This window comes from Cupriavidus sp. NPDC089707 (assembly GCF_044748965.1).
In the GTDB taxonomy this organism is placed as follows: Bacteria; Pseudomonadota; Gammaproteobacteria; order Burkholderiales; family Burkholderiaceae; genus Cupriavidus.
In genome coordinates this window covers 1-19,065 of sequence record NZ_JBIVHB010000028.1, presented here as the reverse complement: position 1 = coordinate 19,065, position 19,065 = coordinate 1, and the positions used below count along the sequence as shown (strand labels likewise).

General features: G+C 67.6%; 19 protein-coding genes, 1 rRNA gene and 1 pseudogene. 13 read left to right on the top strand and 8 right to left on the bottom strand.

What is annotated here, in order from left to right:
• The first annotated feature begins 9 nt into the window (after nucleotides 1–9).
• Both ACIP1U_RS28645 and ACIP1U_RS28640 read left to right on the top strand, forming a co-directional pair.
• Nucleotides 10–720, top strand: coding sequence for a dienelactone hydrolase family protein (locus ACIP1U_RS28645; protein ID WP_400322340.1), 711 nt, complete (start codon nucleotides 10–12; stop codon nucleotides 718–720).
• Between the two features lie 120 nt (nucleotides 721–840).
• Nucleotides 841–2,388, top strand: coding sequence for an acyl-CoA synthetase (locus ACIP1U_RS28640; RefSeq protein WP_400322338.1), 1,548 nt, complete (start codon nucleotides 841–843; stop codon nucleotides 2,386–2,388).
• Nucleotides 2,389–2,408: 20 nt separating this feature from the next.
• On the opposite strand, the gene ACIP1U_RS28635 is transcribed toward ACIP1U_RS28640, so the two are convergent.
• Both ACIP1U_RS28635 and ACIP1U_RS28630 read right to left on the bottom strand, forming a co-directional pair.
• Nucleotides 2,409–3,125 (bottom strand): glycine zipper 2TM domain-containing protein, encoded by a 717-nt coding sequence (locus tag ACIP1U_RS28635; RefSeq protein ID WP_400322336.1) that lies wholly within the window; start codon nucleotides 3,123–3,125, stop codon nucleotides 2,409–2,411.
• Nucleotides 3,126–3,268: 143 nt separating this feature from the next.
• The gene (locus ACIP1U_RS28630; RefSeq protein ID WP_400322334.1) at nucleotides 3,269–3,727 is read right to left on the bottom strand and encodes a MarR family winged helix-turn-helix transcriptional regulator; all 459 of its coding nucleotides are present in this window, start codon (nucleotides 3,725–3,727) and stop codon (nucleotides 3,269–3,271) included.
• A gap of 210 nt (nucleotides 3,728–3,937) precedes the next feature.
• Between ACIP1U_RS28630 and ACIP1U_RS28625 the strand changes: the two genes are divergently transcribed.
• Nucleotides 3,938–4,501 (top strand): YggT family protein, encoded by a 564-nt coding sequence (locus ACIP1U_RS28625; RefSeq protein WP_400322332.1) that lies wholly within the window; start codon nucleotides 3,938–3,940, stop codon nucleotides 4,499–4,501.
• A gap of 161 nt (nucleotides 4,502–4,662) precedes the next feature.
• Nucleotides 4,663–4,944, top strand: a complete 282-nt coding sequence (locus ACIP1U_RS28620) for a hypothetical protein (protein ID WP_400322330.1) — start codon at nucleotides 4,663–4,665, stop codon at nucleotides 4,942–4,944.
• A gap of 54 nt (nucleotides 4,945–4,998) precedes the next feature.
• Here the strand turns inward: ACIP1U_RS28620 and ACIP1U_RS28615 are convergent, their stop codons facing one another.
• Nucleotides 4,999–6,054, bottom strand: a complete 1,056-nt coding sequence (locus tag ACIP1U_RS28615) for a LysR family transcriptional regulator (RefSeq protein WP_400322329.1) — start codon at nucleotides 6,052–6,054, stop codon at nucleotides 4,999–5,001.
• Between the two features lie 60 nt (nucleotides 6,055–6,114).
• Between ACIP1U_RS28615 and ACIP1U_RS28610 the strand changes: the two genes are divergently transcribed.
• Nucleotides 6,115–7,737, top strand: coding sequence for an MFS transporter (locus tag ACIP1U_RS28610; RefSeq protein WP_400322328.1), 1,623 nt, complete (start codon nucleotides 6,115–6,117; stop codon nucleotides 7,735–7,737).
• A gap of 190 nt (nucleotides 7,738–7,927) precedes the next feature.
• Complete coding sequence (locus ACIP1U_RS28605) at nucleotides 7,928–8,764, top strand: IclR family transcriptional regulator (protein ID WP_400322326.1); 837 nt, start codon at nucleotides 7,928–7,930, stop codon at nucleotides 8,762–8,764.
• Nucleotides 8,765–8,785: 21 nt separating this feature from the next.
• On the opposite strand, the gene ACIP1U_RS28600 is transcribed toward ACIP1U_RS28605, so the two are convergent.
• Nucleotides 8,786–9,634, bottom strand: a complete 849-nt coding sequence (locus ACIP1U_RS28600) for a phytanoyl-CoA dioxygenase family protein (RefSeq protein ID WP_400322324.1) — start codon at nucleotides 9,632–9,634, stop codon at nucleotides 8,786–8,788.
• Between the two features lie 246 nt (nucleotides 9,635–9,880).
• Here ACIP1U_RS28600 and ACIP1U_RS28595 point away from each other — a divergent pair, with 246 nt between their 5' ends.
• From ACIP1U_RS28595 to ACIP1U_RS28575, 5 genes and pseudogenes are all read left to right on the top strand, one after another.
• Entirely contained in the window at nucleotides 9,881–10,807 is a 927-nt protein-coding gene (locus ACIP1U_RS28595) for an AAA family ATPase (protein ID WP_400322323.1), read from the top strand.
• Nucleotides 10,808–10,812: 5 nt separating this feature from the next.
• Nucleotides 10,813–11,880 carry a DUF58 domain-containing protein gene (locus tag ACIP1U_RS28590; protein ID WP_400322322.1) on the top strand — a complete coding sequence of 356 codons (1,068 nt, stop codon included), beginning with the start codon at nucleotides 10,813–10,815 and terminating at the stop codon, nucleotides 11,878–11,880.
• The gene (locus ACIP1U_RS28585; protein WP_400322320.1) at nucleotides 11,877–13,880 is read left to right on the top strand and encodes a DUF3488 and DUF4129 domain-containing transglutaminase family protein; all 2,004 of its coding nucleotides are present in this window, start codon (nucleotides 11,877–11,879) and stop codon (nucleotides 13,878–13,880) included. Before ACIP1U_RS28590 ends, ACIP1U_RS28585 begins: the two co-directional genes overlap by 4 nt.
• Before the next feature lie 58 nt (nucleotides 13,881–13,938).
• Nucleotides 13,939–14,418 carry a MarR family winged helix-turn-helix transcriptional regulator gene (locus ACIP1U_RS28580; RefSeq protein ID WP_400322318.1) on the top strand — a complete coding sequence of 160 codons (480 nt, stop codon included), beginning with the start codon at nucleotides 13,939–13,941 and terminating at the stop codon, nucleotides 14,416–14,418.
• Between the two features lie 89 nt (nucleotides 14,419–14,507).
• Nucleotides 14,508–15,178, top strand: a pseudogene (locus ACIP1U_RS28575) (MFS transporter); the annotation flags it as partial.
• Nucleotides 15,179–15,326: 148 nt separating this feature from the next.
• Here the strand turns inward: ACIP1U_RS28575 and ACIP1U_RS28570 are convergent.
• Entirely contained in the window at nucleotides 15,327–15,659 is a 333-nt protein-coding gene (locus ACIP1U_RS28570) for a hypothetical protein (protein ID WP_400322316.1), read from the bottom strand.
• 243 nt (nucleotides 15,660–15,902) lie between these two features.
• Nucleotides 15,903–17,372: a DegQ family serine endoprotease gene (locus tag ACIP1U_RS28565; RefSeq protein ID WP_400322314.1), complete on the bottom strand. Its 1,470-nt coding sequence runs from the start codon at nucleotides 17,370–17,372 to the stop codon at nucleotides 15,903–15,905.
• A 167-nt stretch (nucleotides 17,373–17,539) separates the two neighbouring features.
• On the opposite strand from ACIP1U_RS28565, the gene ACIP1U_RS28560 reads away from it, so the two are divergent.
• Both ACIP1U_RS28560 and ACIP1U_RS28555 read left to right on the top strand, forming a co-directional pair.
• The gene (locus ACIP1U_RS28560; protein WP_400322312.1) at nucleotides 17,540–18,028 is read left to right on the top strand and encodes a MarR family winged helix-turn-helix transcriptional regulator; all 489 of its coding nucleotides are present in this window, start codon (nucleotides 17,540–17,542) and stop codon (nucleotides 18,026–18,028) included.
• Nucleotides 18,029–18,062: 34 nt separating this feature from the next.
• Nucleotides 18,063–18,485 carry an organic hydroperoxide resistance protein gene (locus ACIP1U_RS28555; RefSeq protein WP_400322310.1) on the top strand — a complete coding sequence of 141 codons (423 nt, stop codon included), beginning with the start codon at nucleotides 18,063–18,065 and terminating at the stop codon, nucleotides 18,483–18,485.
• A gap of 51 nt (nucleotides 18,486–18,536) precedes the next feature.
• On the opposite strand, the gene ACIP1U_RS28550 is transcribed toward ACIP1U_RS28555, so the two are convergent.
• Together ACIP1U_RS28550 and rrf are read right to left on the bottom strand one after the other, a co-directional pair.
• Nucleotides 18,537–18,806, bottom strand: coding sequence for a GIY-YIG nuclease family protein (locus ACIP1U_RS28550; protein ID WP_400322309.1), 270 nt, complete (start codon nucleotides 18,804–18,806; stop codon nucleotides 18,537–18,539).
• Between the two features lie 134 nt (nucleotides 18,807–18,940).
• Nucleotides 18,941–19,054 (bottom strand): 5S ribosomal RNA (rrf, locus tag ACIP1U_RS28545).
• Nucleotides 19,055–19,065 lie beyond the last annotated feature (11 nt).

Here is a 19,065-nt window from a genome sequence, read left to right as displayed (position 1 = left end):
GCCTTTGCCATGACAGCCATTCCCGACAGCCAATGGATCCGCGTCGACAGCGCCGCGGGCAGTTTCGACGCCTACCTCAGCCTGCCGCCGGCTGGCGTCCAGCCCGGCGCACCCGGCATCGTGCTGCTGCAGGAAATCTTCGGCGTGAACGAACACATCCGCGCGGTGGCTGACCAGTACGCCGCGGACGGCTATGCAGTGCTGGCGCCCGACGTGTTCTGGCGCGATGCGCCGCGCGTCGAACTGGGCTATGCCGGCGACGACATGGCGCGTGCGATGGCGCTGCGCCAGGCAGTGGACATCGAAGCCGCGGTGGGCGACATCGCCGCCGCCGTGCAGACGCTGCGCCAGCGCACCGGCGCCGGCAAGGTCGCAGCGGTGGGCTACTGCTTCGGCGGACTGCTGTCGTACCTGAGCGCTGCGTGCGGGCTGGTCGACGCGGCGGTGCCGTACTACGGTGGCGGTATCCAGAACCAGCTGCAGGAAGCGGCGAACATCCGCGTGCCGGTGCAATTTCACTACGGCGCGCTCGATGCGCACATCCCGCCCGCCGCGGTGCAAAGCGTGCGCGACGCGATGGCCGGCAAACCCCGCACCGAGATCCACGTCTACGACAACGCCGACCACGGCTTCAACTGCTGGGCGCGGGCCTCATACCACCAGCCCAGTGCCGCGCTGGCACACGGGCGCGCGCTTGCCTTCCTGGCGCAGGCGCTGTAACAGCTCCGGGAGGCGCCCATGCGCGCCTCGCCGCCTTGCCATGGCAAGGCGGCAGCCCTTATCCTCGGCGCTTGGCTTCAAAGACTTGCTGGACCCTCAAACCATAAAACGGAGACCACCATGCAGTCAGAGCAGCAGCGCGCCCTGCGCAACACCATCCCCGATGCCATCGCCCGCTCGGTACGGCGCAGTCCTGCCAAGACCGCGATCCGCTTCGGCGAGCGGGCCTGGAGCTACCGCGAACTCGACCTCGCCACCGCGCGCGTGGCTGGCGCGCTGGCACAATGGGGCCTGCGCCCCGGCGACCGCGTCGCGGCCTTCGGCAAGAACTCGGATGCGTACGTGCTGCTGTGGCTGGCTTGCCTGCGCAGCGGCCTGGTCCACGTGCCGGTCAACTTCTCGATGACGCGGCCGGAAGTGGAGTATCTCGTCACGCAATCGGGCGCCAGCGCGATCTTTGCCGATCCAGCACTGGCCGAGCGCGTCGAGGGCCTGCCGTGCCGCGTCAGCGGCACGCTGCATGGCGGCAGCAGTGCGCGCGATATCCTCGCCGCGGCGGCCAACGGGCCCGAGGCACCGCTGCTCGACAGCCTTGCCGACACCACGCCGGCGCAGATCCTCTACACGTCCGGCACGACTTCCGCACCCAAGGGCGCGGTGCTGACCCACCGCGCGCTGCTGGCCGAGTATGTCAGCACCATCGCCGCCTGCGACATCCGCGCCTCGGACTATTCGCTGGCCGCGCTGCCGCTGTACCACTCGGCGCAGATGCACGTGTTCCTGATGCCGCTGCTGTTGTGCGGCGGCACCACGCTGATTGCCGACAGCCCTGAGGCAGGCTACTGCCTGCGCACCATCCATGCGGAAGGCATCGCCAGCTTCTTTGCCCCGCCCACGGTCTGGATTTCGCTGCTGCGCCACGCCGAGTTCGATCCCGCCAGGCTCGGCGCGCTGGTCAAGGCCTACTACGGCGCATCGATCATGCCGGTGCCGGTGCTCCTTGAGTTGCAGCAGAAGCTGCCGGCGCTGCGCTTCTACAACTGCTACGGGCAAAGCGAAATCGGGCCATTGGCGACAGTGCTGGGCCCCGACGAGCATGCGGCGCGGCCCGCGTCGGCAGGGCGGCCAGTGCTGAATGTCGAGACGCGCATCGTCGACGAGACTATGCGGGACGTCCCTCCGGGCGAGCTCGGCGAGATCGTGCACCGCTCGCCGCAACTGCTGACCGAATACTGGGACAAGCCGGAACAGACCGCCGAAGCGTTTGCCGGCGGATGGTTCCATTCCGGCGATCTTGGCTACATGGATGCCGAGGGGTACCTGTACGTGGTCGACCGGATCAAGGACGTGATCAATTCAGGCGGCGTGCTGGTATCGAGCCGGGAAGTGGAAGAGTGCCTGTACACGCATGGCGCGGTGGCTGAAGCGGCCGTGTTCGCATTGCCTCATCCGAAGTGGGTCGAGGCAGTGGCCGCGTGCGTGGTGCGCAAGCGCGGCCAGGAGGCCAGCGAAGACGCGCTGATCGCGCATGCGCGCCAGGCGCTTGCGCCGTTCAAGGTGCCCAAGCGCATCGTGTTCGTCGACGACCTGCCGCGCAACACGGCCGGCAAGCTGCTCAAGCGCCAGCTGCGCGAGGATTACGCGCAGCTGTTCAGCACCGAAGCCTAGCCGGCCGGCGCTGGTATCGGTCAGTACGGCACCGCGACGCCGTTCTCGACCTTGACGCGGTCGCCAATGCGCATCTGGTAGGCGTTGGACTGCGTCAGCGTCAGGTAGGCGTTGTCGCTGGTGCGCACGCGCACGCGGTAGGCCTGCGCGCTGGTGCCGGTACGCTTCTCGACCTCGTTGCCCGCCACGGCGCCGACCACGGCGCCGCCGATGGTTGCTACCGTATTGCCGCGGCCGCCGCCGACCTGGTGACCGAGCAAACCACCGACGATGCCACCGACCACGGCGCCCGCGCCGCTGGTCGAAGGCGGCTGGCCGGCAACCACTTCGATGGCCTCTACCCAGCCGTAGCGCACACCGTACGCCTGGTTGCCGTAGTTGTTGTTGCCATAGTTATTGTTGTCGTAGCCGCCGTCCGGATATTGCTGCTGCGGATAGCCCTGTTGCGGATAGCCTTGCTGCGGATATTGTTGCTGGGGGTAGCCCTGCTGCGGGTAACCCTGTTGTGGATAGCCCTGCTGCGCCGGGTAGCCGCTGATGGTGGTGCCGCTGGTGCCAGAGTTGCCGCCATAGTTTCCACCATACGCGGTATTGGTGCCATAGCTGCCGTAGCCGCCGCCATACCCACCGCCGTACCCCCCGCCATAGCCGTTGTCATAGCCATACGGCGTGGCACACCCGGCCAGCGCACCGGCGCCCAGCACCGCAAGCACAACCGAACGAAAGGGGATGGACATGGCTCGACTCCTGCGCACTGCGCGTATTGATGATTGCGCGCGAGTCTAGGGCCGCCCGCGGGCGGCGGGTGTCACCGGAGCTTTTGATTGGTAACCGCCTGTAACCGGATGCTCGGCGGCGGGTTGGCGCCCGGCTGGCGGGCTCAGCCGCGCTCGGCGCCGTCGTCGTTGAACTGCGTGATGCGCGCCACGCGGAAGGTGTTGCGCAGCGATTCCAGCTCGGTCCGGTGCAGCATCGCCAGCCGGTTCAGGCTGCGCTCGCCCTTGGCCAGCAAGTGTACCTGCACCACGCGCCGGTCCTCGGGATTAAGCCGGCGCTTGACCAGCCCCGCCGCCTCGCAGCGGTTGACCAGCGCCACCACGCCGTGCTGCTTGGCCTGCAGGCGTTCGGCCAGCTCGCCGATCGAGGCCCATTCCTTGTCGGCGCTGCCGCGGATATGCAGCAGCAGCAGGTACTGCTGCACGGTCAGCCCTTCCTCGCGCGCCGCGTCCTCGGAAAACCGCAGGAAGCGCCGCAGCTGATAGCGGAAGTCCGAGAGCGCCTCGAAGTCCGCCTTGGTGAGCGGCGCAGGGTTGCGGGACGAGGCTGGCTTGCTGGGCATAGGACTAGGCGGAAGGACGACGGAAAGCGCGAGAGAAGACGGGAACTTGCCCGCCGCCGGCGCAGTGCGGCCGCGGGCGCCCGCAATTATAGGGCGGCGCCGGCATGTTGGACGCGCCACAGGCATGTGCGCCGGATGTGCCGATGTGACGCCGGGCTATGGCAGAATCTGTGCGGTTGCAGACACCCTAACCCACCGGAAACCGCATCGATGTTTACGGAAATCGCCCTCTTCCTGCTGGATACCATCTTTACCTTGTTCGGCATGGCCCTGCTGCTGCGCGTCTGGATGCAGCTGACGCGGCTGCCGACGCGCAACCCGGTCTCGCAGGGCGTGTTCCAGATCACCGACTGGCTGGTGCGGCCGCTGCGCCGGATCATCCCGGGCGTGGGCGGCATCGACTGGGCCACGGTGGTGGCGGCCTGGCTGACGGCGGTCGTGTTCCTGTTGCTGGTCGCGCTGTTCAGCAACGCCGACCTGCTGGCGTTCCTGCCGGCGGTGCTGCTGACCGCGTTGCTGTACGTGCTGAAGTGGGCGATCAGCCTGGTGATGTGGGTCACGCTGCTGATGGCGATCCTGTCGTGGGTCAACCCGCATTCGCCGATCACGCCCGCCATCGACCACCTGACCGCGCCGGTGCTGCGCCCGATCCAGCGCGTGGTGCCGCGCCTGGGGGGCTTCGATATCTCGCCGCTGGTGCTGTTCGTGATCGCGCAGATCCTGCTGATGGTGATCGCCAGGCTGGGCGCGAGCGTGTTCAACATGCACTTTTGAGGACCGCAGGCCGCTGCGATGGCGCCGGTGCGGATCGGCGCATTGTCCAGATGCCTGGACAGTGTTTCGAGAATTGACGCTTTTTCTGCTTAGTGTGAAGTCCTACATTACAGGCAACGTGGCGCTGCAGCCACGAACCCTGCCAAGAAGGACCACACACCATGAAGACCCTCGCACAACGCCGCAGTCTGGCGCTTTCCCTGCTGTGCGCGGCCGGCCTGTCGTTTGCCGCCGTTGCCGCGCACGCCTCTGAACCCGTTTCCGATATCGCACGTCTGGACGGCAGCATCGCCCACGTCGGCAAGGTCGACCCGTTCCTGGACGGCGCCCGCATCGGCCGCGCCGATCCGTACACCGACGGTGCGAAGCAAGGCAAGGTCGATCCGTTCACCGACGGCGCCGCCATCACCGACCGCCGCGACAGCTTCACCGAAGGCGCCTGAGCATCCGCGTTTTCCCTTGCCGCGGCCTCGCGCCGTGGCGGCCCGCCGGCGTCCTCAACCCGCCGGCCGGGCCTCTCCCTGTGCCAGGCCGCTTCCGTCCTCCACGTCCTCCACGTCCTCCACATCCCCCACGTCCGCCTGCGCGTCGCCCTCGGGCACAGCGCCTTCCCTCGCCCACTCGCCGGGCTCGACCCCTTCGAGGCCTGACTCGGGCCCCAGCTCCGACACCATCATCGACTCGATCGCTTCCATGAACACGCGCACCTTGCGCGGCTGCAGGCGCCGGTCCGGCAGCAGCGCAAACACGCGCAGCGGCGGCAGCGGGAAGTCCGGCAGCACCCGCACCAGGCGGCCCTGCGCGATCTCGGCCTCGCAGTAATTCACCGACAGGCGCGCGATGCCGAGGCCGGCCAGCGCGCCCTGGAGGCGCAGTTCAGCGTTGAAGGTCTGCATGCGCGGGCGGATCGGCACGGAGACGGACTCGCCGTCGCGGGAGAATTCCCAGACGGTGTCGCCGGGCGTGGTCAGCGTCGGCATGTTGGCCAGGTCTTCCGGGCGCAGTTGCGCCGGGAGGCTGGCCGCCAGCGACGGCGCGGCAAACAGGCCGCGCTCGACGTGGTAAATGCGGCGGGCCACCGTGCCCGAGTCGGGCAGGTCGGCATCGACGATGACGAAAGCCACGTCAAACCCATCGCGGATCGGGTCGACCAGTCCCTGCGTGATTTCCACCGCCACATCGAGTGCCGGATGCGCGGCGAGTGTGCGGCAGATCACCCCGCCCAGTTGCTGGGCGCCGAATTCATAAGGCGTGGCAATGCGCAGCACGCCCTGCACGCGTTCTTCGCGCGCCAGCGTCTCCTGGCGGATCTCGCGCAGCCGCGCAAACAGCGGCGCCACATCGCGATAGACGGCCTTGCCGGCATCGGTGAGGCGCATACGCCGCGTGGTGCGCTCCAGCAGCTTGGCGCCGATGGCGGTTTCCAGCCGCGCCACCGCGGCCGAGACGCGCGACTTGGGGCAATCGAGCTGCTCCGCCGCGGCCGTGAACGTTCCCTGCTCAACGACGCAGCAGAACGCTTCCCAGTCGTTCCATTGAATTGTTTGATTCACCGGACAATGTTTCCCTGACAGCCTGTAGTTCTCTGCGGCACGCGACATTATGCTTTAGCGATGCAACAAACGCCTGCACCGGCGGCACCGGACGGCTCAGCCCTGGCGCTGGCAACGACAGTCCCGGCAGCCTCCGCTCCCGCCTCGATCCCGGCCTCCGCCCCAGCGCACCCCCGCATGCAACTCGCCAGTCACCCCGAAATGGGTCACTGGCGTCTTTCATTGTTCGGCCTGACGCTCGGCCTGGTCACCGGCATCGACTTTTCTTCCACGCTGATGATGGGCGTGGCCAGCCAGCATATCCAGGGCGGCGTCGGCGCCGCGCCCGAAGATTACCTGTATGCGGTCTCGGCCTATGCCGCCACTGCGGTGCTGATGAACATGGTGCTCGACCAGGTTGCGCGCCGCACCACGTACAAGCGCTTTACGCTGGCGTCGCTGGTGGTGTTCATCCTGGGTTCGCTGATCTGCGCCGAGTTTGCCAGCCCCGCCGGGCTGATCTCCGGCAAGGCGGTGCAGGGCCTGGGCGCCGGGGGCCTGTTCGCGGCCTCGCGCATCCTGGTGCAACTGGTGTCGACGCCGGCCGAACGCGGCGCGCTGATGCTGCGCTTCGGCGGCGGCGCGTTCTCGATGCTGGCGATCACGCCGTGGCTGACCAGCATTTTCCTCGACGATATCGGCTGGCGCGCGGTGTTCCTGTTCCAGGCCGGCATTGCCTTGCCGGTGCTGCTGTCGGTGGCGCTGACCTACCCCACGCGCGCGCCGCGCGACCCGCATCCGCCGGTGTCGACACTGGACTGGCCCGCCGCGATCGCGGCGGCGGCCGGTGCGCTGGTGTTCCTGCACACGCTGCAGGAAATGCGCTACACACGCTTCTTCAGTTCGCTGGAAATGCCGCTGGCCGCGCTGTGCGGCCTGGCGCTGTTCGCCTTCGCCGGCTGGCGGCTATACCGCCATCCCGACCCGTGGATCGACCTGTCGCGGCTGGCCGGGCGCCAGTATCTCTACGGGCTGGGCTTCTACACGCTGTACTACCTGATGTCGTCGGCATGGGCCTTCCTGCTGCCGTCGCTGACGCAGACCGGCCTGGGCCTGACCTTCCGCACCACCTGCATGCTGCTGGCAACCAGCGGCACGGTGGCAACCATCGGCGCCATCGTCATCACGCTGGGTATGGCGCTGGTGTTCCGCAAGCGGCGCGTGATCGCACTTGGCTTTATCGTCTATGCCTGCGCCGCGATGCTGTTTTCGCACCAGCTGATGCCGGGTGCGCCCGACTACGCGCTGGTGCCCGTGGTGCTGCTGGAAGGGCTGACGCCGGTGCTGCTGATGGTGCAGGTGGCATCGATGACCTACCTGGAGGTGCCGGTCGAGGATTTCTCGCACGCCTACCAGTTCAAGAACGTGTGCAAGCAGATTGCCTCGGCCGTGGGTACCGGCCTGGCCAGCGTGTTCATGCAGGACGGGCTGGCCGAGCACCGCACCCACCTGGCCGAGCAGGTCACGCGCTTCAACCCCGCGCTGCAAACGCCCGATGCGCTGTCGGCCGCGGGGCTGGCCAAGATCTCGCAGGAAATCGACCGGCAGGCCACGCTGCTGGCCGGCATGGACATGCTGCACGGCTTCGCGGTGATCTGCGTGCTCGGCGCGGTGTTCGTGCTGGTGCAGCGCAGCTTCCGCTAGGACGTCATCCTCCTCCTATAACAAGGGAGGCGGTGCAGGAGACAGCATGGCGGCGGCGCTGCGCGCGGGCGCCGCCAAACCCATGCCGCGGTCGCGCCGCTGGCGGCCCGGTACTGGCGTTGTGCCGCCATTTCCTCTACCCTTTCGGCCTTTCCGTGCCAATCCGGCGGCCCGCGCCGGTGCTACACCGATGGCCAGTTCCACCGACTCCCCCCGCGACGCGCAGGCGCCCCAGAGCGCAGGCAGCGCCGCCGCGCCCGAGAAGCCAAGCGACAGCTATGTGCAGTCCTTTGCACGCGGGCTGTCGGTCATCCGGGCCTTCAATGCCCAGCACCCCGCGCAGACGCTGACGGAAATCGCCCAGGCCAGCGGCCTGACGCGCGCGGGCGCGCGCCGCATCCTGCTGACGCTGGTGGGACTGGGCTATGTGCAGGCCGACGGGCGGCTGTTCCGGCTGACGCCCAAGATCCTCGACCTTGGCTTTGCCTACCTGACCTCGATGCCGTTCTGGAACCTGGCCGAGCCGATCATGGAGACCCTGTCGCAGCAGGTGCATGAAAGCTGCTCGATCTCCGTGCTGGATGGGACCGAGATCGTCTACGTGCTGCGCGTGCCGGCGCGCAAGATCATGACCATCAACCTGTCGATCGGCAGCCGGCTGCCGGCGTACTGCTCGTCGATGGGCCGCGTGCTGCTGGCGGGGCTGAATGAAGCGGAGCTGGACGGCGTGCTGCGCGCCACCGAGCTGCGCGCGCGCACCGGCCGCACCGTGACCGACATCGATGCGCTGAAAGCCATCGTCGCCGATATCCGCAAGCGCGGCTGGGCCCTCAACGACCAGGAGCTGGAAGAGGGACTGGTGTCGCTGGCGGCGCCGATCCGCAACCGCGCCGGCCAGACCATCGCCGCGATCAATATCAGCGGCCAGGCCAACCGCACCAGCGCGCAGGAAATGCTGGAGCGCTTCCTGCCGCCGCTGCTCGAAGCTTCGGAGAAAATTTCAGGGCTGGTCGGGCTGCGTACCTGAACGCCGCCCGCGCCGGCCGGCTTAGCCGGCCACCGGCAGCGCCACGCTGCCGAACTCCGCCGAACGCGTGCCGTCCAGCGGCCGGTTGCTGGCGCCGAAATACGCAAAGGCCACCGACAGCTTGACCGCGTTGGAGGCATTGCGCCCCGCCGCATGGAACAGCCGGCTATCGAAGAACAGCACATCGCCGCGGTGCAGCGCGAGCGGGCGCGCCGCCTGCAGCAGCGGCTGGCTGGCGGGGTGCGCCTCGATCAGGAACTCGGCCGGATCCAGTTGGCCCGGCTCCAGCGCCGCGCGGTGCGATCCCGGGATGACGCGCAGCACGCCGTTGCTTTCGTCCTCGTCGCCCAGGGCCAGCCACACCGTCACCAGTTCGGGCTTGGCAAACGACCAATAGCGCGTATCGCGGTGCCAGCCGGTCTGGCTGCCGTAGTGCGGGTGCTTGGTCATCACGCAGTTGTGGTGCGCCAGCGTCAGGCATGCGGGTTCGCCCAGCAGCGCCTGCACCACCAACACCAGCTTCGGGTCGGTGGCCCAGTCGTGGAACACCACGTCGCGGCCGTAGGCCTGGCGCAGCCGCCTGACGGTGCCGCCGCCGGCGGCGTCGCGCGCGGCCGGGGCGCCGGGATAGCCCAGGTCGGCCTCGAACTCCACCGGTGGCACCACCGCCGCCAGGTGCTTGCGCGCCACCGCTTCCAGCGCGGCGCAGTCTTCCTCGTTGCCGAAGCCGCGCAGGATCACGAAGCCGTTGGCGTGAAAGGCCTGCGCCAGGCGCAGCAGCGCGTCGGAATCGGCAGCGTCGGGGGTCAGCACGGCAGCGGCAGGAAGGTCGGCAGGCAGGTCGGCAGCGGGATCCAGCGAGGCAGTCATTGCAGCGGAAGGAGAAAGAAGCACGGGTGGGCCGTCGGTGGCCCGACAGGCTCATGATGCCAGAACCGGCGCAATCTGGCGCAACCGCTGCGCCATTCAGGTGCACCGCCGCCTGCCCCGGGGTGTCTCCGTTCGGAAACAGACGGTGCCGCGTGCCGCGCACGCCGCTACAATGCGCTGGACTGCGTCCCCCACTTTTGCCGCCGGTCCGGCTCCCTTCCAAACTCCTTTGCGCCGAGGTCCAACGTGACAGCTCGCCCACGCATCGTCGCTTCGCTGGCCGAGGCCCAGGCCCAGCTGGGCCGCATCGTCCTCGGCAAGCCGCGGCAAGTAAGGCTGGCGCTGGCCTGCATGCTGGCGGGGGGCCACCTGCTGCTGGAAGACGTGCCCGGCGTGGGCAAGACCACGCTGGCGCATGCGCTGGCGCATACGCTCGGGCTGCAGTACCAGCGCGTGCAGTTCACCAGCGATCTGCTGCCGGCGGACCTGATCGGCGTCTCGGTGTTCGTGCGCGATGCGGGCGAATTCCGCTTCCACCGCGGCCCGGTGTTCGCGCAGGTAGTGCTGGCCGACGAGATCAACCGGGCTCCGCCCAAGACCCAGAGCGCACTGCTCGAAGCCATGGCCGAGCGGCAGGTGACGCACGACGGCACCACGCACGCACTGCCGGCACCGTTTTTCGTGATCGCCACGCAAAACCCGCTGGAGCAGCTGGGCACCCATGCGCTGCCTGAATCGCAACTCGACCGCTTTACCATGCGCGTGTCGCTGGGCTATCCCGATCCGGCCTTCGAGCGCGTGCTGTACCTCGGCGGCGCCAGCGCGGCGGAAGCCACGCCAGTCATGGATGCCGCGCAGGTGCTGGCTTTGCAGCAGGCCGCCGCGCAGGTGTACGCCAGCCCCGCCCTGGTCGATTATGTGCTGGCACTGGTGCAGGCCACGCGCCACCACGGCGGCTTTGCCGCGGGCCTGTCGCCGCGTGCCGGGCTGTCGCTGCTGGCCTGTGCGCGCGCATGGGCCCTGCTGGGGCAGCGCGAACTGGTGCTGCCTGAGGATGTGCAGGCGGTCTTTGCCGCCGTTGCCGCACACAGGCTGCTGCCGGCGGGCGGCGGCAGCCCCGCCGCGGTGGATGGCGAGCTGGCGGCACTGCTTGCCGGCGTGGCCATCCCCTGACGCCCATGGCGAGCGATCCGCTGCGGACGTCGCATAACAATGGGGGCGCCGCCGCACACCATCGCTTGTCCAGGCCGGGGCTGTTCGCGTCCGCCAGGCTCTTCCGCCAGCGCATTGCCGCACGCCGGCCGTCCGGCGGCACGGTGCGGCTGGACCGGCGCCATCTCTATATCCTTCCCGCGCGGGGCGGCATCGGCTTTGCCGTGCTGCTCAGCGCGATGCTGCTGACCTCGCTGAACTACAACATCAGCCTGGGTTTCGCGCTGACGTTCCTGCTGGCCGGCATGGGCATGTCGTGCATGTGGCTGGCGTATCGCAATCTGCTCGAACTGTCGGTAAGCGCGGGCCCGGTGGCGCCGGTGCATGCCGGCCAGTTGGCAGTGTTTGCGCTGCGCGTCGACAACGCGGAAACCGGTGCGCGCATCGGCATCGAGGCGCGCGTGCCGGCGCTGCCCGACGTGGCTCCCGCCACGCTGACGCTCGACGGCAACGCCAGCGGCGCGCTTGCGCTGCACGTGCCGGCGCCGCAGCGCGGACGGCTGGCGCTGCCGCGCGTGGTGATCAGCAGCCGCTTCCCATTCGGGCTATTCCGCGTCTGGAGCCATGCGGACCTGCCGCTGTCGACGCTGGTCTATCCGGCGCCGGAAGCCAACGCACCGCCCCCGCCCGCCGCGCATCGCCCAGGCGCGGACGACGCGGGACATGCGGCGGCCGCCGTGCCGAGCGACGACGGCATCGACCAGTTGCGGCGCTACCGCAGCGGCGACCCGCTGCACCGGATCGCGTGGAAGCACAGCGCGCGCGCCGGCCGGTGGCTGAGCCGCAGTGGCGATCCGCCGCAACGCCCGGCGCGCTGGCTCGACTGGCAGGCGATGCCCGCGGGCATGGACACCGAAGCGCGGCTATCGCGGCTGTGCGCCTGGCTGCTGGCCGCGCCGGACGATGCGGAAATCGGCCTGCGCCTGCCGGGTCTTGAACTGCCGCCCGCAAGCGGCGCGAGCCATCGGCGCGCCTGCCTGGAAGCGCTGGCGCTGTGGCCGCGGTATCCGGCGCGGCCCGGAGCCCGCCCATGAACACCGTGGCGCGTTCGCTGCGGCATGAAGACCACGGCATGCTGCTCGGCCAGCTGGCGCTGGTGCTGGCGCCGCAGGCACGGACGTTGCCGGTGTCGGTCAGCCTGCTGCTGGTGCTGCTGCTCGGCTGGCGCTGGCTGCTGTGGCGCCGGCGCGCGCCGCTGCCGTCGCGCTGGATGCTTGGCACCACCGCGCTGCTGGTGTTGCTGGTGGCCAGTGCGCTGGCCTGGCAGGCTGGCGGCGGCGTGGGCCGCGAGCTGGCGGTAGCGCTGCTGGGTGCGTTCGTCATCCTCAAGCTACTGGAGTGCCGTGCGCTGGCCGATGCCACGCTGGTCACACAGTTGTCCTTCTACCTGCTGCTGACGCTGTATCTGTCGGACCAGCCCTTCTGGCTGGCCCTGTACAGCCTGGCAATTGGCGCCTGGGTACTGCGCAACTGGCTGCTGCTGCACCACCCGGAGGCGCGCAGCCGGCTGGCAATCTGGCCGATGCTGGGCCGCATGGCGCTGCTCGGCCTGCCGTGGGCAGTGGCCACGTTCGTGCTGTTCCCGCGGCTGGAGCACCCACTGTGGCAGCTGCCGCAATCCGCGCCCACCGGCACCACCGGCCTCAGCGACAGCATGCGGCCCGGCAGCGTCGGCCAGCTGATCCGCTCACCGGCGCTGGCGCTGCGCGCCGAGGTCGCCGGCCCGCCACTGCCTGCCGCGGCGCTGTACTGGCGCGCGCTGGTGCTGTGGGAGTACGACGGCACCACCTGGCGCCCGGCGCGGCAGCGCCTGCAAGCGCTGGCGCCTGCACCGTCTGCTGTCGCAGGCGGGCACGGAGTCGACTACAGCATCACGCTGGAGCCCAGTTCGCAGCACTGGCTGCTAATGCTGGACCGCGGGCAGGCCCTGTCGTCGTCCGCCGAAGCCGCCGTCACGCCAGACGGCGAGTTCATGGCGCGCCAGCCGGTGGACCAGCGCATCCGCTACCAGGCGCGCTCGATGCTCGCCCCGCCACCGGAGACGCTGGAGGCGCTGGATGCCGCCACGCGCCGGCTGGCGCTGGCCCTGCCCGCCGGTAACCCGCGCGCCCGCGCGCTGGCGTCAACATGGGCCGCACAGCACGCCGATCCCGCCGCACGCGTACAGGCGGCACTGCGCCTGTTTGCCGCCGCGCCGTTTGCCTACACGCTCAGCCCACCACCGCTCGGCGCGGAACAGGTCGACAGCTTTGTGTTCGACACCCGGCGCGGCTTCTGCGAGCACTACGCCAGCAGCTTCGTCTTCCTGATGCGCGCCGCCAGGGTGCCGGCACGGGTCGTCACCGGCTACCAGGGCGGTGAATACAACCCCATTGGCGGCCACTACGTCGTGCGCCAGTCCGACGCCCACGCCTGGGCCGAAGTCTGGCTGGACGGCCGCGGCTGGGCGCGCGTGGATCCGACCAGCGCGGTCGCGCCCAGCCGGATCGAGCAGGGCCTGGACGCCGCCCTTGGCGCCGAGGCCGCGGCATGGCGCCCGGCCCACCAGCCGGGCTGGCTGCAGGACGTCCGCTGGGCCTACGAGGGCATGGTCTACCGCTGGCAGCGCTGGGTCCTGCAGTATGACCACGCGCAACAGGCGCGCCTGCTGGCCACCCTCGGCACCGGGGCCAGTGCCGGGCAACTGCTGGCTGGCGCACTGGGCGTGCTGTGCCTGCTCGTGCTGGTGCCGCTGTGGCGGCGCCGGGAGCAGTCCGATCCGATCGACATCGCCTACGACCGCTTTTGCGAACTGTTGGCCCGGCACGGCTGCATGCGCGCACCCGCCGAAGGCCCGCAAGACTTCGCCGCACGCGCCAGCGCCCGACTCCCACAGGCTGCCGCGCCCATTGCGGCGGTTGCCGCGGCCTACATCGGGCAGCGTTATGGCAAGGGCGATCCGACGCGCGCACGCCAGGCGGCAGAGCGCATGCGAGCAGGTACGCGGGACATCGCCGGCGCGCTACGCCGGCAAAAATCCTCCCACTCGATATAATTGCATTTGTAATTATCACGAATGTAATCGATCCGCCGCCCGCGGACCACTTCCCGCCATGAATTTCGAAGCCCGCATAGATCGCTATTGCGCCAGCCATCCGGAAGCGCCGCGCGACCTGATCCTGGCATCGCGCCTGCTGCTGCGCACCGCGCGCCTGCTGCGCGCGCATATCGACCAGGCCCTCGCCCCCTTTGAACTGGATATGAACCAGTACCTGCTGATGAGCATGCTGTCGGCCGACGAAGGCCAGCCCAGCATGCCGTCCGAGCTGGGCACGACGCTGGACGCCACCCGCACGCAGATGACGCGGCTGCTCGATGGGCTCGAAGCGCGCGGCCTGCTGCGCCGCCAGGTGTCGGCGCAGGACCGGCGCAGCCTCGACTTGCACCTGACCGCAGCCGGCCGGCGCCTGCTGGAGCGAGCCGCGCCCGTGGTCCATACCGCCTACGGCGAGGCCTGGGCACCGCTGGGCGCGAGCGGCCTTGCCAGTGCCACCCGCGCGCTGACGCAGCTGCACCAGACTCTGCAGCCATGACGACCGGCACGTCCTGGCAGCCGCTGTCGCGGCTGCGCGTCGGCATGCGCTGGTTGCGCTGGCTCAGTCATCGCCAGCGGCAGACGCTACTGATGATGCTGCTGGCGGCACTGACCGAGGCGCGCTTCGACGTGTTTTCGCACCCACTGCGGCTGACGCTGGTGGCCGTTGCCGGCCTGGCCCTGCTGGCGGGCTTCCTGTGGCACCAGTGGCATCACCGCGAGCCTGTGCTCCACGTTCGCGCGTTGCGCCAGCGGGTGGTACTGACCGGCCTCGCGATGTACTTCGTCTACTACATGATCAGCAACCTGAGCGGCTACCTGTTTCCGATCTACGCGGAGCAGGCGCTCAGGATTCCGCTGGCCACCACTGGCTGGCTCAACACCTTTGCCGCGCAAGCGGTGACGAGTTCGCGCACGGCTACCGCAGCAAGAACCTGATGCGGCAGATTGCCAGTTCGTTTGCCTCGGCGCTGGCCGCGGTGCTGCTGCAGAACCGCCAGTTCGCAATCCACGACAGCCTGCTGCATGCACTGGGCCAGCATCCCGCCGAGGCCCAGCAATGGATGGCGTCGGTGCAGGCGGCGCTGGCCGCGCGTGGCTTCGACATGGCACAGGCACACCAGGGCGCGCTGGCGCAACTCGCAGCAATGGTCGAGCAACAGGCCAGCCTGATTGCCTGCGAGGATATCTACCGATTGATTGCGGTGCTCGCGCTTGGCGCGGCGGTGTTCATGCTGGCGCAGCGGCGTCTGGCCTGAAACGCGCGTGTTTTCCCGCCATCAGTGGCCGGAACGCTAAATGGACTGCAGTGCGAAGAATCGGGGGAGGTGCGGAGTCGCCGCGCAAGCGGATGATGGCGCGGACGGGTCGCAGTGCCGGCAGACGCGGCAACGGCGAAATACCTGCTCAGAACAGCGACAGCTGGCGCATGCCAAAACCGATGGTTTCTTCGACGCGCGCGCGCGCGTGGGCGAGCGAACCTTCTGCGCCAGAGTAATTGCCGGCGGCCCAGTGGTAGACCACGGGCACGTCGCCGCGCTCGGACAGGCGCACTTCGCCAAGCTTGTCGCCGCGTTCATTGCGGTAGAAATGCGAACGGTAGCCGCGCTCCCAATGCGGGGCGACTACCTTCCTGCGCCGCCGGGGCTTCGGCGCGGAGCCGGCCGACGACGTCGTTGACGTCAGTCGCCGCGCTCTATCGGTACCCGGCGATGTGGCGCGGGTGAAATCCAACTGCATAGACTTCCTTTTTGTCGATTCAGCAGAACCAGGGCCGGCGGGGGCTACCGCCGCATGCTTCGTGCATCGCAGTCGAGATAATACCTGTTGGCGCGCCTTCTGTAAGTAATTGGTTGTGCGGAATGCCGCTTCCCATAAGGCTTAGCGGGCCGTATACCGGTCTGGGTATACGGCCCGCGCGGCCCGTGTAAACGGCAAAGCCTTGTCTGTTAACGATTGCGGACAGCGCCGCATCGATCGGCATTAACCGATATCGAGCGGAATGAATATGCGGGCATCGTCGCGTTGCACCAGCAGCGCCACCTGCTTGCCAGACTTTGCCACCAGCGATTTCAGTTGCTCGGCCGTAGTGATCGGCGTGCCGTTGAGCGACAGGATCACGTCGCCCGGCTGGATGCCCACCCGCGCCGCGGGTCCGCTCACGTCTTCGACCACCAGGCCGCCTTCAGTGCCGCTGTCGCGCTTTTCCGCCGGCGACAGCGGACGCACCGCCAGCCCGAGCCGGCCGCTGGCCTCATTGGCACCGCCCTTCTGTGCCACCACCTGGTCCTTGGCCGTGCCGATTTTCACCGACAAGGTCATCGGCTCACCCTTGCGGATAATCTTCAGCGAGCTTTGCGTGCCGGGCTTGAGGTCGGCCACATGCTCGGGCAGGTCGCCCGAATGGTCGATCACGTCGTTGCCCAGTTGCACGATCACGTCGCCCGGCTTCAGGCCGGCGCGCGCTGCGGGACTGTCCGGCTCGACCGAGTTGACCAGCGCCCCGGTCGGCCTGGGCAATCCGAACGATTGCGCCAGCGCCTGGTTGACCTCCTGCACGCTGATACCGAGGCGGCCGCGCGTGACCTTGCCGGTCGCCACCAGCTGCTGCTGGACCTTGGTGGCCACGTCTATCGGTATCGCGAACGACAACCCCTGGTAGCCACCGGTCTGGCTGTAGATCTGCGCATTGATGCCGATCACCTCGCCACGCTGGTTGAACAACGGGCCGCCCGAGTTCCCCGGGTTAACGGCCACGTCGGTCTGGATGAACGGCACGTAAGTGTCATCAGGCAACGAGCGTGACTTGGCGCTGACAATGCCGGCAGTCACGGTATTCTCGAAGCCGTACGGCGAACCGATGGCCAGCACCGGCTCGCCGACGCGCACCTGCGACGGATCGCCCAGGCGAACCGTCGGCAGGTTCTTGGCATCGATGCGGATCACCGCCACGTCGGTCTGCGGATCGGTGCCCAGCACCTTGGCCTTGAACTCGCGGCGGTCGGTCAGCTTGACGGTCACCTCTTGCGCCCCGTCGACGACGTGTGCGTTGGTCAGGATCAGGCCGTCAGGGCTGACGATAAAGCCGGAGCCCAAGCCGCGCACCAGTTGCTGTTGGCCACCTTGCGGACCCTGGAACTGAGGGCCGAAACGCTTGAAGAACTGGAACAGCGGATCGTCTGGATCAATCCCCGGCGGCATCTGCACCGCGGTGCGTTGGGCACGCGCGGTCACGCTGATATTGACCACGGCGGGTCCATATTGCGCGACGATGCCGGAGAAGTCCGCCGGGGTAGCCACGGCCGCAGCTGGCTGCGCGGCCGCGACAGGCGCCGGCATGGAGGCGGCGTATCCGGGCGTGACGACTTCCTTCTGCAGATAGGCATACCCGCCGCCCAGGGCGGCGAGGGCCGCGATACCTACGGCCGTGCGAGCAATGGTCTGGCGAATCATGTCAGGTCCTTTCGTAGAAGATCTGGCGTCGGCATTGCGACGCGACGAGACCATGCTAGCGACCGAGACTTAAAACAGACTTAAGGTTGCGAGTGCTGCCATAACCTCTTTTCACAGATTCGCAAATTTTATCTTGCGCACAATTAAATTGTGTATAAGATATCGACATGGAACGCGACAACGACGCCACCTCAAATTGGCTGCTGCTCGATCGGCAACTATGCTTTGCTCTGTATTCGACATCGCTGGCTATGACCAAGCTGTACAAGCCGATGCTTGGTGAGCTTGGGCTCACTTATCCGCAATATCTGGTGATGCTTGTATTGTGGGAGAGCGAGACGCTAACGATATCGGACCTGGGCGTACGACTTGCGCTGGATTCCGGAACCTTGACGCCGCTACTCAAGCGCCTGGAAGCAGCCGGGCTTGTCAAGCGCAACCGTGATACCGGCGACGAACGCCGGGTACTGGTGCGCGTGACCGACTCCGGGCTGGCGCTGCGCAAAGCGGCCGAACGCATTCCCGAACAGATGTTGTGCGCCACGCAGTGCCCGATCGAAGAGATCCAGGCCCTGACGCAGCGCCTGCATGCACTGCGGTCCACGCTGGAATCAGCGCGTACCGATTTCCCACCGCCGTATGACGGCAAGCCTTGAGATGCCCCTGCGGGCAACCAAACCGGAGCCTTAAATGAAACTCGAAAAAGTCGTTTATACCGCCCAAGCCAAAGCCACGGGCGGCCGCGATGGCCGGGCCACTACCTCCGATGGCCAACTGGATGCCAAGCTGGCAGTGCCCAAGGAAATGGGCGGCGCCGGCAATGGTCTGAATCCGGAACAGCTCTTCGCCGCTGGCTATTCGGCATGCTTCCTGGGTGCGATCCGGTACGTGGCGGGCCAGCAAAAGATCAATGTTCCGGCAGACGCCTCGATCGAAGGTGCTGTTGGCATCGGCCCGATCCCCCAAGGCTTCGGCATTCAGGTGGAACTGAAGATCTCGCTGCCGGGATTCGAGCGCGAGGCGGCGGAGAAGCTGGTGGAACAGGCTCACCAGGTTTGCCCGTACTCGAATGCCACCCGCGGCAATATTGACGTGACGCTGACGCTCGTCTGAGTCGACGCTATCAGACAAAACGGCCAGGATCGCGTTGCGGTCCTGGCCGTTTTACTTGGCACTCTCGTGCTGCACACAAAATGCACGCTTCTGCGCCGAACTCATCCGCTTTATCTCGATTTCCGCTTTCAGTGCCTCCGATTTGGATTCAAAACGAAGCTGGAGCATGACACGGATCGGCTTGCGCGATCGAGTATATTTCGCGCCTTTTCCCGACAGATGCTGGGCGAAACGGCGGGCAACGTCGGTCGTGATCCCGGTGTAGATGGAATCACCGGTGCATTCGAGCAGGTAGAGATACCAGGCGCCGTCGGCTGACATGAAGAGAAAATTGCTAGTCCAGCCGTGATGGTATTACGTCGATGCAAGGCACAGAAGGACTCGCGTTTAAAGCTGAAGCATAAAAGCAAAAACCCCTCGCAGCACACGCTGTCGAGGGGTTTTGCACAATAAGAGCCTGGCGATGACCTACTTTCACACGGGTAATCCGCACTATCATCGGCGCGGAGTCGTTTCACGGACCTGTTCGGGATGGGAAGGGGTGGTTCCAACTCGCTATGGTCACCAGGCATAAGGGGTT